Origin of the sequence: Acinetobacter sp. ANC 4216, assembly GCF_004331195.1 — a bacterium.
Classification (GTDB): domain Bacteria; phylum Pseudomonadota; class Gammaproteobacteria; order Pseudomonadales; family Moraxellaceae; genus Acinetobacter; species Acinetobacter kookii.
Genome location: NZ_SJOC01000002.1, coordinates 114,697 through 131,624, shown reverse-complemented (window position 1 = coordinate 131,624; position 16,928 = coordinate 114,697). Strand labels below are relative to the sequence as shown.

Here is a 16,928-nt window from a genome sequence, read left to right as displayed (position 1 = left end):
AGAATATGAACCATCCTCAAACAATACAACCAATGTCGTTTAACCCGATTGTGGACATGCAATTCAAGGGCTTGCACTGGATTGAGGCTTCAGCCGGTACCGGAAAGACCTTTACCCTGTCCAGTCTGATGGTGCGGATTTTCCTTGGCCCGTATCTGCCCAATCAGGTCATTGCCACCACCTTTACCCGTGCCGCCGCCGCAGAGCTGAAAAACCGTATCCGGGCACGTCTGGTGGAAACCCTGCGTTATTTCGACAGTTGTCAAACCCTGACCCAAGCAGAGCTTCAGGCCAAATTAGCAGCTGAATCCGATCCTTTATTCCAGAAAGTTTTAAGCGACTATGTCACGCGAGTGGATTTTGCCCGTGAACGTTTAAAACTGGTGATTGACCAGCTGGATGAGCTGTTTGTTGGCACACTGGACAGTTTCAGCCAAAAGCTGCTGCGCGAGTTTTCCTTTGAAAGCGGCAAAATTGAACGGGCCGATATTACCGATGATGCCAAAAGCTATACTTATCAGTTGATTCATGATGTGTTGCGTGAATGGATTCAGTTGCAGCCGCAGAATGTGGTCGATTATCTGCTGCTGAATCAAAAGCTGAAGTCGCAGGATGCCTATGTTCCGGTGGTGGAAAATAGCCTGAACTTTGCCTCGGCACAGTTTCAGGAAGTGCAGGCGCCCGAGCTGGATTTAAACCAGTTTGAGCAACTGGTGGATGAATTTATTCAGCTGGATTTAAGCCTGATTGCTGGCCTGAGCGATTATTATTCGGCAGAGGGTCAATATCATTCGGTTATTGGCAAAAAATGGCGTACCGATGGCTTGATGCAACGCAGCTTGTGTGACGATTTACCGGCTTTTATTCAGGCTTTGGCTGAACAGCGCTGCTATGCCTTATTTGCCCCACATTTTGAAACCACCCTGAAAAATCTGACCGATCTGGCGACCAAAAAAGTTCTGAATAAATGTGCAGAAGAGGTGTTGCATCAGTTTGAACAGCATCCGGTGATGCAAGCGCTAAAAAGTTTTTGCGAAGCTTTGTCCCAGCTCAATCTGGATCTGGATTTGCTGGATGCCTATTTGAAGTTTTATTTAAGTCAAGAAGTGAAAAAACGCCTGCCGCAAGTCCTGCAGCAGAAAAGCGAAACCACTTTTGCCCAGCAGATTCGCACGCTATCAGAAGCCTTGCAAGGCGAGCAGGGACTACGCTTTGCCAAGTTTGTGCAAGCCCGTTATCCCCTGATTCTGGTGGATGAATTTCAGGATACCAACCAGGATCAAGACAATATGCTGGCGCGGATCTGGCGCGACCAGAAACGCTATATGCAGGGCTGCATGATTATGGTCGGAGACCCGAAACAGGCAATTTACGGTTTCCGTGGCGGCGACATGCTGACCTATAACAAAGCCCGTGCCGATGTGCTGTCCAAACAGGGGCAGCAATACAGCCTGCGCCATAATCACCGTTCGGTTAAAGTGCTGGTGCAGGCGGTGGATGCCCTGTTTCAGCGGCAGATGGATTTTGGTGAAGAGGTGATTTATAGCCCGGTGGAAGCCGGTTCACGTCCCCATCCGGCACTCATCGATGCGCAGGGGGAAAATCATCAGCCGCTGCGCTGGTTATTATTGAATGATAAAAAGCATGAGCCGCTGCAGGTGGCCTGGAAAATTCGTGATTTACTCAATCAGGGTATTGCAGAAAAACTCTATCTGGCAGAAAAAACCGGTCCCAGATACCTAACTGAAAATGACATCGCGATTTTATCGAAAAGCCATGACGGTCTGGATAAAGCCCAGTATGAACTGGAACGTCTGGGCATTCGGGTTAACCGTCCTTCCAAGCGCAGTGTGTTTGACCATGCGGTTGCCAAGGATGTGGGGGCAGTACTGGCAGCCATCATGCATCCGTATGACGAAGGCAAAATCAAGCGTGCCTTGCTCAGCCGTTTATTGGGTTTCAATTTACAGCAATTGATACAGCTGGAAGCCCAGGCCGATGGCTTGAGCCAGTTCATTTACGACTTCGACTGCATTCGGGAAATGTGGCTGCAAAAAGGCTTTTTAACCGCGTGGCAATACTGTCTGAACCTGTTTCAGGTCTGGAAAAATCTGGTCGCCACCCAAAGCCGCGATAATGAACGCAGCGTGGTCAATCTGCGTCATCTGACCGAATTATTGTGTCAGCACAGTGAACAGTATCAGGGCGCGCAAAAGCTCTATCACTGGTATCTGAAACAGCTGCAATCTCCGGCGGAACGCGAGTGGGAACTGGAACGCAAACTGTCCAACGAGGCCGGGGTGCAGCTGATGACCATCCACCAGTCCAAAGGACTGGAGTTTAAAATTGTGTTCCTGCTCGGGGCGGATAAAGATTTTCGGGAAATGAACAAGACCCTGAACTTTTCCACAGTCGAACATGTCCATCCGGTGACGGGAAAAGTGGACATCCAGCGGGTGGTGGCGGTGAATGACAAGAACCTGCTGGAACAGGCCGCGATTGAACAGCACAATGCCCGTGCCGTGGCAGAGCAGCATCGGCTGTGGTATGTGGCCCTGACCCGGGCCAGCCATCGGGTCTATGTCCTGTTGCAGGATCAGGAAGGCAAGTCCAGTCATGGTCTGGCTTTCTGGCGTGGGCAAGACTTTGCGCATCCTGCCAGTGCTGAAGAAGCATTGCTCCATGAAAGACCGCTCAAGCTGCAAGCCAGGCAGCAGGAGCTGTTGCCTTTACAGGCTTTGCAATTTCCAGCACAGCGTTTTTATCCACGTTCCAAAACCAGTTTCAGTGCCTTGGCCCAGCATTTAAGCCGTAAGCAGGCCATGGATGCCTTGGCGGTGAATACCGAACAAATGCCGAGTGCAGCAGATGAAATTCATGTCGTTGAGCTGCTTGAAACTGTTGCCCACCAACCGCTGTCCTGGATCAAACGCAATTTCCCGATGGGCACCGTGGCGGGAACATTCCTGCATGAAATTTTTGAACATATCGATTTCCAGGACCAGCAGGATTGGCCTTTAGAAATTCGCCGCCGTTTTAAGAATGATTATCCTGCTTTATGGCAAGAACTTTTGGCAAAATATGAGCAGGAGTTTCAGCAGGTCGATGAAGAACAGCTGATTGGCTGGATGGGTGAATGGCTAGCCGAGGTGTTAACAACGCCTCTGCATCAGGATTTTCAGCTCAATCAGCTGAATGAACATGAATATCTGGCCGAATTTCCCTTTTATCTGTCCCTGTCGGACCATGTCCTGGCCATCCAGCGTATCCATCAATTGTATGCGGAACATGGCATTGACATGCTGGATTTTAACCCGGCCAATTCGGCACGCTATCTCACCGGCTCCATCGATTTGGTGTATTTTGATGGCCAGCACTATCATATTGCCGATTATAAAAGTAACTTTTTAGGCACCGATCAGTCGCATTATCTGGAGGTGGAAATTCGGCAGAGCATGTCGCAGGCCAGCTACTGGTTACAGGCCGGTTTGTATCTGGTCGCGTTGCACCGCTATTTAACAGTCCACATGCAGGACTATGACATTGAAAAACATTTGGGCGGCGCAAGTTATCTGTATTTGCGCGGTATGAACGGACAGGCGGAACAGGGCTTTTATCACTGGAAGCCAGAGGCCGAATTTATACTGCGGCTTGATGCGATTTTGGGCTGTTTTGCTGAAGATAAAAGCAGCAAAAGTGCCTGAATTGTCAAAATTAGTATATTTTAAACAATAGATTAAGCTGTGGATAACTTTGAGGATAACTGTGTGGAAAATAAACAATATAAAGATGATCAAAGCGCTGCATGGATCAGCACTTGGAGTCGGTTTATTCGCCAGCAGCCGTTTAGTCATGCAGCACAGCAGGAAAATAGCAGCGATATTATTGAACAGGTTCTGGACGCGGTTCAACACGGTGACAGTTGTATTTCTGCAACTCGGCAGCAGGCGGATACACTGCATGATTTAGTAGTTTTGGCTGAAAATGTCGAGCAAAATATCGCTCCCTTTGTGTTCGATCAGCAGCATTTGTATCTGTACCGTTACTGGGCGATGGAGCAGTCCCTGGCTCAGCAAGTGCTCCGTCTCAAACAGCAAACTATTCCCGCTGTCGATCTTGCCGCTTATCCAGATTTATTGACGGATGAATATCAGGTTCAGGCCTTGCAGATGGTGGCGAAGCAGGCACTGAATATCATTACGGGCGGACCCGGAACCGGAAAAACCTATACTCTGGCGCGAATTATTGCCGTGCTGAATCAGGCGATGCCAAATATTCGCATTGCCATGGCTGCACCGACCGGTAAGGCTGCACAGCGCATGAAAGAAGCGCTGCAAAACTCACTCAATGATGAAAAACTGCAAGACCTGGTGACGGATGAGCTCAGGCAGCTGAATCCCATTACCATTCACCGTTTATTGGGGTTGGGAAACAGTTATCAGCCACGTTTTCATGCCCAGCAGCCTTTGCCCTATGACGTGATTGTGGTGGATGAAGCCTCGATGCTGGACTTGAGTCTGGCCAATATGTTGCTGTCGGCCGTACCGGATCAGGCCCGCCTGATTTTACTGGGCGATGCTGACCAGCTGGCCGCAGTGGACGTGGGAGCCGTGTTGGCCGACTTACAAAATGTCCCGGCTCTGGCTGAAAATCGCGTTCATCTGGTGAACAGTCGCCGTTTTAAAGCGGGGGCATTGATTGGGCAAATGGCACAATTTATTCAAAAACAGCAATCTGTGCAAACGAATGCAGCATTACTCGAGCAGTTTGCCAAGCAAGTGGTTGCTCCGGGTGAAATCCGGGCGGTGTCCTTGCAGGCTGAAATGGCGGATCAGATCCAGCTGGAATATCTTCCTGCTCATTTGTCCAGGCAATTTGACCGGACAACGTATTACGACAAACTGATGTTGGGCTACCAGCCTTATATTGAAGTGCTGAAAAGCTATTTAACCGCTGATGAACCTGAGCTTTGGGTCGCTCAGGTGGTCAAGACCTTTGACGATTACCGGATTTTGGCGGCTATTCGCCATGGTGCCTTCGGTTTAGGCCAACTGAACCAGCAAATTGAACAGCGTTTACTGGAGGCTTTATCGCTACTGATGAGCAAGCAAGGCGACTGGTATGTCGGTCGTCCGGTCATGATGACCTATAACGATTATCAACTGGGCTTGTCGAACGGGGACATCGGGATCTGTTTTAAGCGTAGCCGAGATGGACAGTCACAGTTTGAGGTTTATTTCCCGAGTCTGGAAAAATGGGTGCCTGCAACCCGCTTACCGAAAAGTATTGAAACGGCATTCGTACTGACCATTCATAAATCACAAGGTTCGGAATTTACCCATACCGCAGTGGTGTTGGATGAGGCTGCGAAAAATTTGCTCAGTAAAGAATTGCTGTATACCGCAATTACCCGTGCCAAAAAAGTGGTGAGTGTGCTGGCTGATCAAGAGGCTTTTGTACAAGCTTTAACCATCAAAACCATAAGAAAAAGTGGTGTGTTAGATAAAATTAACAATTCACTAAAATGTTAATCATAAATGAATAATCCGGTTTTTTGTACGAAATTACTTACAACGATTCGAGAAATTGGCGCATAGAGCTTTAGGAATGTTTTTGAGATGATTGCTGCACATAAAAAGCTCAACACGGAAAGTTGAGTAAAATCGCCATCATATAATAATAATGTCGAAAGACAGCGAACTTACAATGAAGTAAGGATAAAGAGGAAACTTACAGCCGCTAAGCCTTGTAGTTTTGGGAGAGACTACAGGGCTTTTTTATATGCACAATTAAGCGATTTATTACAAAAATGATTGGCTGAAATGAACACTATTAAATGATTGTGGTATAAGTCAAAATAAAATATAGCAGACAGGTGCGCTTTTGTATAAGTTAAATTTTTGTTTGATTTTAAGTATTTGATTTAATTGCATAAGATAGGTTTTTGGAGTTGTGTGGAATATAAAAAATAATAATTAGTGTACGAAAATACTTACAAGTAGATACGAGAAAGTCGACTTTTTTACACAATGTTTTGTGGCAGAATCTACCACATAAGGAAGTAAAGCTTTACACACGGAATGTTTATAACGATAAACGCGAAAAGCGTAAATTATGACTATAAATAAAAGAATAATAATTAAAACATAAGAAACTACAGCGCAAAAAAAAGCCCAAGCCCAGCTTGGGCTTTTTTCTATCCTCCATCCATAAGAAAAAATCAAAATAGGTGTTTTTCATCTGTAATAGAGTTTTCCGGTTTTTTTGAATGAACGTTAACAGGCCAGGTATAAATTCAAAGTAGAATCAAAGAAAGGAAAAAATAAAGCTTTTTCAATCGATTGATATAAAAAGATGAAAAGCGGTTTCTCTTTTTGCAATCCCCCGGATTTTCCCTTAAAATAACGCACTTGCTGTAGTGATGCACGGCAGTCAATTGAGAAATCAATTGATTTCTATCAAATGTAATTTTTAAGCATCTCGGAGAAATCGAATGGCTTTAACAAACGCAGATCGCGCAGAGATCGTTGCTAAATTTGCTCGCGCTGAAAACGACACTGGTTCACCTGAAGTTCAAGTAGCTCTTTTAACTGCCCAAATCAATGATTTGCAAGGTCACTTTAAAGAACACAAACACGACCATCATAGCCGTCGCGGTCTTATCCGTATGGTTAACCAACGTCGTAAGCTTCTTGACTACCTTAAAGGTAAAGACGCTACTCGTTACAGCGCTTTGATCGCTGCTTTAGGTTTACGTCGTTAATTCGATTAAACTTATTTTTTCGGATTATTGCATGTTAAATGCCGTATTACTGAAAATTAAGAATATACCTGGCTTTGGTTAGGTAATGGGGAAGGGGCGATTGTTTCGCTCCTTCTTTGTGTTTAAAAATAGTGTATTCATACATTTTTATAGTCTAGTGAGGTCGGCTTCTAAGCTTTGTCATTTATGCAGTCGATGTGAATGCCAAACCTTAGGGGTCTCCACTAGAATAACTGTTCAAAAGAACTAGGAAAGAAAAATACATGTCAATGTTTAATATTGTTCGTAAAGAATTTCAATTTGGTCAACATCAAGTTGTACTGGAAACAGGTCGTGTTGCGCGTCAAGCCAACACCGTTCTGATTACTATGGGCGGTGTAACCGTACTGGTTGCCGTGGTTGCTCAACCGACTGCTAAAGCAGGTCAGGACTTCTTCCCACTGACTGTTAACTATCAAGAAAAACAATATGCTGCTGGTCGTATACCGGGTGGTTACGGTAAACGTGAAGGCCGTGCGTCTGAATCTGAAACTTTAATTTCACGCCTGATCGACCGTCCAATCCGTCCATTGTTCCCAGAAGGTTACTACAACGAAATTCAGGTCACTGCGACCGTTGTATCTTCTGACAAGACAATGGAAGCTGACATCGCTGCAATGCTGGGTACTTCTGCTGCGCTTGCAATTGCAGGTACGCCTTTCCGTGGTCCAATCGGTGGTGCGCGCGTTGGTTTAATCAACGGTGAATACGTTCTTAACCCGAACAATGAACAGCTAAAAGAATCTGACCTTGACCTGGTGGTTGCGGGTACAGAATCTGCAGTATTGATGGTTGAATCTGAAGCGAAAGAACTTTCAGAAGACCAGATGTTGGGCGCTGTGCTTTTTGGTCATGACGAAATGCAAATTGCGATTCAAGCTATTAAAGAATTTGCTGCGGCTGCGGGTGCAACAGAATCGACTTGGACTGCTCCTGCTAAAAACGAAGACCTTCGCGCGAAACTGAAAGAAGCGTTCGAAGCAAAAATTTCTGAAGCGTATACGATTGCAATTAAACAAGACCGTTATGCAGCATTGGATGCATTACAAGCTGAAGCAGTTGCCCAGTTCGTTCCAGAAAATGACGAAACCGGTATTGCAGATGACTTGAACGAATTGTTTGAAGATCTTAAATACCGTACCGTACGTGACAACATCTTGTCTGGTAAGCCACGTATTGACGGTCGTGATACCAAAACCGTTCGTGCCCTTGACGTACAGGTTGGCGTTCTAGATCGTGCACACGGTTCTGCATTGTTCACACGTGGTGAAACTCAGGCCTTGGTCACAACGACTTTGGGTAATACACGTGATGCGTTAATGGTAGATACATTAGCGGGTACAAAAACTGACAACTTCATGTTGCACTACAACTTCCCTGCATACTCTGTAGGTGAAACAGGTCGTGAATCTGGTCCTAAACGTCGTGAAATTGGTCACGGTCGTCTGGCGCGTCGTGGTGTTCAAGCGGTTCTTCCTGCAGCTGACCGCTTCCCGTACGTGATCCGTATTGTATCTGACATTACAGAATCGAACGGTTCATCTTCAATGGCTTCTGTATGTGGTGCTTCTTTATCACTGATGGATGCAGGTGTTCCACTTAAAGCACCAGTTGCCGGTATTGCAATGGGTCTAGTCAAAGAAGGCGAGCGTTTCGCAGTGCTTTCTGACATTCTGGGTGATGAAGACCACCTTGGCGACATGGACTTTAAAGTTGCAGGTTCTGCAAACGGTATTACTGCACTTCAAATGGATATCAAGATTGAAGGTATCACTGAAGAGATCATGGAAGTTGCATTAAACCAGGCATATGCAGGTCGTATGCATATCCTGAATGCGATGAACCAGGTGATTTCACGTGCCCGTCCTGAAATTTCGATGCACGCGCCTACGTTCCAGGTGATCAGCATTAACCCTGACAAGATCCGTGACGTGATTGGTAAAGGTGGCGCGACGATTCGTCAAATCACTGAAGAAACCAAAGCGGCAATCGACATTGAAGACAACGGTACAGTTCGCGTATTTGGTGAAACTAAAGCTGCTGCGATGGCTGCGGTTGCAAAAATCCAGGCGCTTACTGCTGAAATCGAACCAGGTACAATCTATACCGGTAAAGTGATCCGTATCGTTGAATTCGGTGCGTTTGTGAACATTCTTCCGGGTACTGACGGTTTGCTTCACATCTCTCAAATCTCGAACGAACGCATTGCCAATGTTTCAGACGTATTGTCTGAAGGTCAGGAAATCAAGGTTCAAGTTGCTGATGTCGACAACCGTGGTCGTATCAAGTTAACCATGAAAGACATCGAACAAGCATAAGTGTTTGAATTTCACATGACTAAGCTCATGTGAATCAAAATGATGAAAAGCCTTGAGCTGCGCCAAAGGAATTCCTTTGGTTGGCTCAGGGCTTTTTTGTGGGCAGTCATAAAATTTGATTTCAAAGATGCCAATTCAATTGTATGTTATTGCTTAACGCTTTCGCACCGCTGATAATTTTATTGCAGATTGAATTATTGAAATTTCCATCAATTAGACAATAAGAAAGCACCCTAGAGAATTGTTGATATGCAGGTTTATTATTTCTACCAACATCCCACCGAACAGCATATTTTTGTACAAAAAGACCAAAATGCTACTGCTGAACCGGTCTTCCTGTGGATTGATTGCACCCGGGAAGATGTGGTGAATCGTGCGGATGAGTGGCAAAAAGAAATCTATCAATATACTCAGCTGATATTAAATGAATTTCATGTGAAAGATATTTTAAATCTGGAGCATCCCTGCAGCTTCGATACTCTGGAAGATTATGACCTGCTGATTTTCCGTAAACTGATCACTCCGGATGACGATATAAAAACCGGAGCACAAGCGCTGGAACAGCATGAAAAGATGTTTGGTCTAGCCACCACACCGGTGAGTTTTATCATGACGCCTCAAGTGCTGATTACGGTACGTGAACAAGGCAACAGGGCAGTTGAGAATTATATCTCACGGATAGAAATGAATTTTACCCGTTCTGTGCAGGAGCAAAACAAATCACGTAAAGTTTCTACTACACCTTTAGATTTGGCTTTACGCTTGCTGAATAGCATTGTAGATGGCTATTTAGATTTGCGTGTACCTTTGACCCGACGTGTAGAGTTCTGGCAGCAAGAATTACTGCAGGGCCATCGCAGATTTACCAAATGGGATCAGTTATTACAGGAAAGCATGTCTTTTCAGCAAGTAGAAAATCTCTGCGAAGAACAGATTGATACCTTACAAGAGCTACGCGATGAAATTGTCGATAATTACCCCCATTTAAAAGGCAAGAAAAAATCTGAACGGCAAGACATTATGCTGGTACGGATGAATGATTTAGTTAGCCATGTCGAACGAATTCAAAAGCATACAGTTCGACTGCGTGCTTCCATTCAGGCAGCCATCGATTTGCATTTCTCTGCAATTGCCAACCAGACCAATGAAAATATGCGTATTCTGGCCATTATTACCGCGATATTTGCCCCTCTAACTTTATTGACTGGGGTGTATGGAATGAATTTTGAGTTTATTCCAGGCTTAAAATCTCCAACCGGGTTCTGGAGCATGCTGATTGTGATGCTGCTTACTACATTACTGCTGGTTTATTATTTTTATCGTCGCCATCTAGTGGGGCGTGGGGAAAAGAGCGTCATCGATTTACTGGCCCAACAGCATCAGGATCAACACGTGAACCTGTTCTGGTTTTTAAACTATCAGCCGATTAAGCAATCGGTCAAAGAAACCATGAAAGAAGTGGAAAAACTGACCAAGTTTAAATAGTAGGTCAGTTTTTATCATATTTTTATCCAGACTTACTGTGTTTGCTGTGCCATCAGTACAGCTCAATTAAATCCAGAATGGTCTTGGCCATTGGCTGTTTGCGACAAGATTACCCTGCTTGAGCATTCTGGGACAGAATTTTATAAATTTCATCTTTCATTTTAAGTTTCTTGCGCTTTAATGAATCAATATCATCATTAATTAAATTCACCGGATTAAGCTCCAGCTGGGCGATCTCCTTATCAAGTTCCTGATGACTCTCAAATATTTTTGCGAAATGAGGATCATCATGCCGTAGTTTATGGATCAATTCCTGATGTTCAGGAAACATTCTCTTCACTTTCTTATTGCATTCTTTGGTTTTCATAAGCCTAGATTATTCTCCAGCGTTGAATTTCAGAATAAAATAACCACCACATACCTGATCTATAAAAGGTACGGTGGAGACAGCAAAGTAGCCTTAATTGCCTTTTACATTTAAGTGCTTGACCTGTTTACGTAATTGTTGCACTTCATCAATCAAATCGAGCATCATTGCCACCGCAGAAAAGCTGGCATCGAAGTCGCGCTGCAAACGGTAGGCCCGACGTGCACGCGAAACATCATCACCAAAAAATTGATGAATTCTTTCTTCTGGACGCGTGTCCAGAATATCGTATTCAAGGAGTTGTAAAACCCATTCCGGACTTTGCCCGCACGCATCAGCAAAATGCTTTAAATCAAAACTGTAATGTTCATCAATGACATCTGCAGGATTAAACTCATCAGATATAATTTCACGATAATGAATAGTCGTCATGATGTTCTCCTTAATCATTGCGCGGCTTAAATGTTGCAAAAGCTTCGGAAAAAGCTTGATAAGCCTGCTGTTCATGTTCAGTTTGCGCAGTTGGATACACAATATTTAAAACCAGGTAAAGATGACCCGGGACTTTGCTTGGAATTCCTTGGTCCTTAAGCCTTAACTGTTGACCGGTTTTGGCATTTTTAGGCACATTTACCTGAATTTTTTTACCTTCGGGCGTAGAGATTTCAATGCTTTGCCCTAGTGCAGCTTCCCAAGGGGAAATATTCACGCTGTAATAAATATCGGCCCCTTCAACCCGAATCTGGGCAGTATCCTTATAGTGAATTTCAATGTACAAATCCCCATTTTTGCCGCCATTAATGCCACTCTGACCTTGGCCATTCAGACGAATGTGTTGACCTTCTTTCATGCCTTTGGGGATTTTCACCTGTAAGGTCTTGCGTTGAACTTCAGGTTCTCCATAAGCATTTAAAGTGGGAATCTGCAAGGTAATCCGTTGGGTTGTACCGTGATAAGCAATTTCAGGATCAATTTCTATACTGGCATGCTGATCTTCGCCTTGATAACTGCGCTGTTGCTGTCTTTGCTGGTTCTGGTATTGATAGTTACTACCACCAAAACCCGAACCAAAACGTCCAAACAGATCTTCAAAGCCACTAAAACCGGAATGTTGCTGATTAAAGCCCTGCCGATAGAACTGGGTATTGTCAAAACCACCGGTTCCTGTCTGTGCCCCGGATTGATAAAAAGCTTCAGGATGATCCAGCTGAAAATCATATTCGGCTTTTTTTTCTTCGTTGCTTAAGGTGTCATAGGCAACATTAATGCTTTGCATCTTTTCTTCAGCATCACTCTCTTTGCTAACATCAGGATGGTATTTTCGGGCCAGTTTCCGGTAAGCTTTCTTTATTTGATCCTGTGTGGCATTGCGACTAATGCCAAGAACTTCGTAATGACTTTTAGACATAAATAAGAAGATAAAATTGATTATGTTTTAATCATTATTATGCCTTTCATAAATTTGAAACAGTATAGATCTGTACCTTATTGTTTCAAATCATGACAAAAAAGGCCCCTAAATAGGGACCTTCGCAAATTATGAATAAGATCAATGTTTAATCCAGGTCACACTACGACCAATCACCGATACGCCGACAAAACCACGAATGGTTAAACGCTTACCATTGCTGCTTAAACGTGCCTTGCCTTTGTAAACTTTGCCGCCAATCGGGTCAAGTACGCGACCATTATTAAATTCACGTGGATTATCTGGATTTTGTTTAAATCCCCAAATAAAAGGTAAGCCAATAAATGGTTTATTTTTTAAGTTGCCCGGACAGTTTGTACAGATGACCATCTTTTCTGTACCCGGCACACTCCGGGTTTCGACGATGATACCTTCATAGGTGCCATCCGGTTTTTTACTGATTTCTACATCGGCACGTGAATAACCAGTACGATCATCAATGGTTTTCCATTTGCCGACCAAAGGGTCATTATCGTTTGCTGCAAAACTGAATGAAGATAGGGTTGCTAATAGTAGTCCTGTCACAACACTTTTATATACATTCTTCATTAATTCCCCCTGTTGAAATGAATGTTTTATATTTTTAGAGTAAAACGCCTAATTTATAGCGATAAGTATCTATAAAATCAAATGATTAAATTGCTAAATAAGTCACATAAACAAAGGGGAGTGTTGTGTGGTTTATTTTTTAATTTCCTTTTGATTAAAAAACACCCGAACTCGATATTAAAGATTTAAGATTTTATTCAATGAATATTTTACCGGAATGCGGAATATGGTTTTTCATGAGGAAAAATTATTATTTTTATAGGTTTTAATCATGAAATTTATCTTTTGATATATCTAAGTGAATAAAAAAGAATAATTTATGGATTGGCTATAGAGATGAATGTTGCACTGGATTTTGGGATTGTAAATGTGGAGGATGCACAAGTTTCTAACAGGACAGAGATAAAAACTTGTGCTGAATGAATAGCATGTTAATCCACTCTAATCCAGGAAACGGTCCGGCCGAGCAAACTGGCTCCAATAAAGCCGCGTAAGGTCAGGACATTGCCTCGTGTATTGAGACGTCCCTTACCTTGATAGACATGACCTGAAAGGGGATCAAGTACCTGACCATCAATAAATTCATCTGTCTTTTTAGGATTTTGCCTAAATCCTGACAAGATCGGTAAGCCAATCAGAGGGGCATTTTTGAGTGCACCTTTGCATTTTTCACAATGATCAATGGCGGTACGGTTTGGAATGGCATGGACCTGGATAATTGTTCCCAGATACCCTCCATTTTCTTTCTTGGTGATCAGAACGTCAGCACGAGCATATCCTGTTTTATCATCAATCGCTTTCCATGTACCCACTAAATCAAGGGCTTTTGCATGAATAAAAGGACAGGTCAGCAGTAATAATAGACTAAGCATTATTTTTGTGTTCATGTGGTCAATATTTCCAATTATTAATTTATTTTTATGCATTAAATATAAAGCATTATTTGAGATTGTTTTGCTTTATTTTGAAATGAAATTTTACGCTAAAATATTTAAAATACAAGTGTAAAAAAATGAGGTAAAAAAGGATAAGAAAATAATGGATTTTATTTTTAATTTTTTGCGAAGATAAAAAAGGACAGCGATTATAGCTGTCCTGATGTTGTTCACTTGAATAAAATCAACTGAGGTGTTTACCAAATAACCCAAAAGCTTCTTCGGCAGTAAATGTGTAGCGGGTGCTGCAGAACTGGCAATCCATGGTAATCGGATTCTGGAACTCTAAAGTTTCACGAACTGCCTCTACACCAATTTGAATCAGGGCATTGGCACAGCGTTCTTTAGAACAGGTACAGCCAAAGCTTAATCGTTCAGCTTCGGGTAAACGCACATCTTCTTCATTATACAAACGGTAAAGAATTTCAGTCGGTTCAAGATCTGTGAGTTCTTCCGCTTTTAAGGTTTCAGTCAGCATGGTCAGGCGTGGCCAAAGGTCTTCATCCACACGTTGCTGCTCTTCTTCACTATTGCGTGGCAAGAGTTGAATCAGCAGACCGCCAGAGCGTTCAGCTGTACTCGCCAACACAATTTTTGTTGGAATTTGTGCTGATAAATCATAATACTGCATTAGACAGCCAGCCAAGGTATCATGCTCAAGCGCAATAATACCCTGATAGCGTTCGCCGAATTCAGGCTCGATATTAATAAACAGTACCGGATTGACCAGGGCATTAAACACCGTACTGCTGTTTTCCGCCTGGAAAAAGCGTGGATCTTCTTCATAATCGGCTGATGCGCGTAACTGGCCTAAATGATTACATTCCGCCATTGCCCATTTAAAGGTGCCCGCTGCCTGAATTTGCAGGCTGATCCGGCCTTTAATTTTCAGGGTGCTCGCTAACAAGGCGGTAGCGCTGAGCATTTCCCCCAAAAGAATTTGAATGGCTTGCGGATAATCACGCTGCGCGAGAATTGTTTGCAAAACGCTTTCCAGATGGACGACTTCACCACGAATCGGGCAATTTTCAATATAAAAGCGTTGACGTAATTCAGACATAAATTTCTCCAATAGCCCGTGTTAATGGTGTCTATATTGTAAAACACAAGCTAGTTACTATCATCTCTTGTGACATCAATACGCTGATGTTCTAGACCGCGTTGTAAATTGACGCCAGTAGGTTCTTGACGAATTTGTGCATCACTTTCAAATAGATGTTCCAGTTCTGCCAGTGCATTACGATGGGTTTCATAAATTTTCTGTTCATCAGTATAAACCCGTTGCTGTTGAAGCAATAATTTCTCATCGTAATCACGGAACAGTTCAATACTCTTATACGCATCTTCTTCGCTGATCTCTAATTCACGTAAAGCACGATAAGCCATGCCCAGCGAGGACAGATAGGTTTCACGCCAGATCTGTTCGACCCCCAAATCCCGCAGTAAATGCACATGATGGCGGTCTCGGGCGCGCACCAAAAGTTTCAGATTGGGATAGTTTAAACGAATATGGCGCGCCACATTCATGGAGTCTTCAATATCATCAATCGCCAGGACAAAAACTTTGGCGTGTTCAATGCCTGCGGAACGTAAAATATCGGGTTGTGTGGCATCACCATAGTATACCGTGCCGCCATAGTTGCGTACGAAATCGACTTTTTCCAGGTTACTGTCAATGGCGGTAAAAGACTGGTGCTGTAAATGGGCAATACGGGCAATGATCTGTCCGAAACGGCCAAAGCCGGCAATGATCATCGGGTTGTGGATGTCTGGAATTTCATCATAGACCGGGGCTTTTTCTTTATCTATTAAAGGAATAACCCAGCTGCTGATGATCCAGTACAACATTGGGGTGAGTACCATGGAAAGGGTCACAATCAAGGTCAGAGGTTCAAGCATGGCTTGAGTGAGTACTTTTTCACTCATTGCGACTTTCAGCACCACAAAGGCAAATTCACCGCCTTGAGCCAGACAGGTCGCAAGCAGCAAGCTGTTGCGCCATGAATAGTTTAAATAGCGGGCAATGGTCGTCAGGGTCACGCTTTTGACCAGCATTAAAATGAGTGCACCGCCAATAATCAGCCAGGGCATATCCACCAGCAGTGACAATTGGGTGGTCATGCCCACCGTCATGAAGAATAAGCCCAGCAGCAGCCCTTTAAACGGTGCAATACTGGCTTCAAGCTCATGTCGGAATTCAGAGTCGGCCAGCAACACCCCGGTTAAGAAAGCGCCGAGGGTCGTGCTGATACCGAGCACATCCATCAATGCCACCACGCCCAGCACAATAAATAAACCGACGGCGGTAATCAGTTCATGCGCGCCACTTTTGGCCACAAAGCGAAAAAAAGGACGCATCATGTAGCGGCTAAACAGGAACAGGCCGCTAAAAGTCGCAATAATTGCGGCAAAATAGGCCACCCCATGATGGGTTGATTCGGTACCTGCCAATAAGGGAATAATCGCCAAGAGCGGAATGGCCGCAATATCCTGGAACAATAAAATTGAAAAAGATTGTTGCCCGAAGGTGGTATTGAGCTGCTGCTTTTCTGAAAGCAGCTGTAACACAAAGGCGGTGGAGGACAGTGCCAGCGCCATACCAATGACAAAGCTGGCAGAAAGGTTTTGGTTTAAGACAAAAAAAGTCAATATGGCCAGAATCACCCCGGTAATCCCGACTTGCAGGCTGCCCATCAGGAAAATGGATTTGCGCATTTCCCACAGCCGTTGTGGACGCAGCTCCAGACCAATAATGAACATCAGCAAAATCACGCCAAATTCGGCCAGTTCCTGAATCGCTTCCGGATCACTGGCAATATTGAATACGCTGGGACCGAGCAGAATACCTGTAAACAAATAGCCGAGTACCGTGGCAATGCCAAAACGCTTGGCGAGCGGCACTAAAAGTAGCGAAGCACCCAGAAAAATCGTAATTTGTAACAGTAGCGACATCGGTTCATCCTGGACTTTATTTTAATGTCAACAAAATTAAGCAAAGCATGAA

The 16,928-nt window shown here is 44.0% G+C and carries 12 protein-coding genes; 5 read left to right on the top strand and 7 right to left on the bottom strand.

Going from position 1 to position 16,928, the window contains the following annotated elements:
* The first annotated feature begins 5 nt into the window (after positions 1-5).
* From E0H88_RS02110 to E0H88_RS02090, 5 genes are all read left to right on the top strand, one after another.
* Positions 6-3,704, top strand: coding sequence for a UvrD-helicase domain-containing protein (locus E0H88_RS02110; protein WP_131272944.1), 3,699 nt, complete (start codon positions 6-8; stop codon positions 3,702-3,704).
* A 63-nt stretch (positions 3,705-3,767) separates the two neighbouring features.
* Positions 3,768-5,531 (top strand): exodeoxyribonuclease V subunit alpha, encoded by a 1,764-nt coding sequence (recD, locus tag E0H88_RS02105; RefSeq protein WP_213074923.1) that lies wholly within the window; start codon positions 3,768-3,770, stop codon positions 5,529-5,531.
* Positions 5,532-6,493: 962 nt separating this feature from the next.
* The gene (rpsO, locus tag E0H88_RS02100) at positions 6,494-6,763 is read left to right on the top strand and encodes a 30S ribosomal protein S15 (protein WP_005007057.1); all 270 of its coding nucleotides are present in this window, start codon (positions 6,494-6,496) and stop codon (positions 6,761-6,763) included.
* A gap of 269 nt (positions 6,764-7,032) precedes the next feature.
* Positions 7,033-9,120, top strand: a complete 2,088-nt coding sequence (gene pnp / locus E0H88_RS02095) for a polyribonucleotide nucleotidyltransferase (RefSeq protein ID WP_171458658.1) — start codon at positions 7,033-7,035, stop codon at positions 9,118-9,120.
* 249 nt (positions 9,121-9,369) lie between these two features.
* Positions 9,370-10,605 carry a magnesium transporter CorA family protein gene (locus tag E0H88_RS02090; protein WP_092819147.1) on the top strand — a complete coding sequence of 412 codons (1,236 nt, stop codon included), beginning with the start codon at positions 9,370-9,372 and terminating at the stop codon, positions 10,603-10,605.
* Between the two features lie 109 nt (positions 10,606-10,714).
* Here E0H88_RS02090 and E0H88_RS02085 read toward each other — a convergent pair whose 3' ends face one another.
* The 7 genes from E0H88_RS02085 to E0H88_RS02055 all read right to left on the bottom strand — a co-directional run bounded on the left by E0H88_RS02085 (position 10,715) and on the right by E0H88_RS02055 (position 16,876).
* Complete coding sequence (locus tag E0H88_RS02085; protein ID WP_092819146.1) at positions 10,715-10,972, bottom strand: HP1242/YdcH family protein; 258 nt, start codon at positions 10,970-10,972, stop codon at positions 10,715-10,717.
* A 93-nt stretch (positions 10,973-11,065) separates the two neighbouring features.
* Positions 11,066-11,404, bottom strand: a complete 339-nt coding sequence (locus E0H88_RS02080; protein ID WP_092819145.1) for a chaperone modulator CbpM — start codon at positions 11,402-11,404, stop codon at positions 11,066-11,068.
* A 10-nt stretch (positions 11,405-11,414) separates the two neighbouring features.
* On the bottom strand, positions 11,415-12,380 hold the full coding sequence (locus tag E0H88_RS02075; protein ID WP_131272941.1) for a DnaJ C-terminal domain-containing protein: 966 nt from the start codon (positions 12,378-12,380) through the stop codon (positions 11,415-11,417).
* Between the two features lie 141 nt (positions 12,381-12,521).
* A complete protein-coding gene (locus E0H88_RS02070; RefSeq protein WP_131272940.1) occupies positions 12,522-12,989 on the bottom strand; it encodes a DUF2147 domain-containing protein in 468 nt (155 codons plus the stop codon).
* Positions 12,990-13,420: 431 nt separating this feature from the next.
* Positions 13,421-13,861: a DUF2147 domain-containing protein gene (locus E0H88_RS02065; protein WP_228143247.1), complete on the bottom strand. Its 441-nt coding sequence runs from the start codon at positions 13,859-13,861 to the stop codon at positions 13,421-13,423.
* 247 nt (positions 13,862-14,108) lie between these two features.
* Positions 14,109-14,984 (bottom strand): Hsp33 family molecular chaperone HslO, encoded by an 876-nt coding sequence (gene hslO / locus E0H88_RS02060; protein WP_131272939.1) that lies wholly within the window; start codon positions 14,982-14,984, stop codon positions 14,109-14,111.
* Positions 14,985-15,034: 50 nt separating this feature from the next.
* A complete protein-coding gene (locus E0H88_RS02055) occupies positions 15,035-16,876 on the bottom strand; it encodes a monovalent cation:proton antiporter-2 (CPA2) family protein (RefSeq protein ID WP_131272938.1) in 1,842 nt (613 codons plus the stop codon).
* Positions 16,877-16,928 lie beyond the last annotated feature (52 nt).

What these genes read in the sequence shown, in the direction of transcription:
- E0H88_RS02110 (WP_131272944.1), top strand. Translation starts at nt 6, where the DNA reads ATGAACCATCCTCAAACAATACAACCAATGTCGTTTAACCCGATTGTG.
- rpsO (WP_005007057.1), top strand. Translation starts at nt 6,494, where the DNA reads ATGGCTTTAACAAACGCAGATCGCGCAGAGATCGTTGCTAAATTTGCT.
- pnp (WP_171458658.1), top strand. Translation starts at nt 7,033, where the DNA reads ATGTTTAATATTGTTCGTAAAGAATTTCAATTTGGTCAACATCAAGTT.
- E0H88_RS02090 (WP_092819147.1), top strand. Translation starts at nt 9,370, where the DNA reads ATGCAGGTTTATTATTTCTACCAACATCCCACCGAACAGCATATTTTT.
- E0H88_RS02085 (WP_092819146.1), bottom strand. Translation starts at nt 10,972, where the DNA reads ATGAAAACCAAAGAATGCAATAAGAAAGTGAAGAGAATGTTTCCTGAA.
- E0H88_RS02080 (WP_092819145.1), bottom strand. Translation starts at nt 11,404, where the DNA reads ATGACGACTATTCATTATCGTGAAATTATATCTGATGAGTTTAATCCT.
- E0H88_RS02075 (WP_131272941.1), bottom strand. Translation starts at nt 12,380, where the DNA reads ATGTCTAAAAGTCATTACGAAGTTCTTGGCATTAGTCGCAATGCCACA.
- E0H88_RS02070 (WP_131272940.1), bottom strand. Translation starts at nt 12,989, where the DNA reads ATGAAGAATGTATATAAAAGTGTTGTGACAGGACTACTATTAGCAACC.
- E0H88_RS02065 (WP_228143247.1), bottom strand. Translation starts at nt 13,861, where the DNA reads ATGCTTAGTCTATTATTACTGCTGACCTGTCCTTTTATTCATGCAAAA.
- hslO (WP_131272939.1), bottom strand. Translation starts at nt 14,984, where the DNA reads ATGTCTGAATTACGTCAACGCTTTTATATTGAAAATTGCCCGATTCGT.
- E0H88_RS02055 (WP_131272938.1), bottom strand. Translation starts at nt 16,876, where the DNA reads ATGTCGCTACTGTTACAAATTACGATTTTTCTGGGTGCTTCGCTACTT.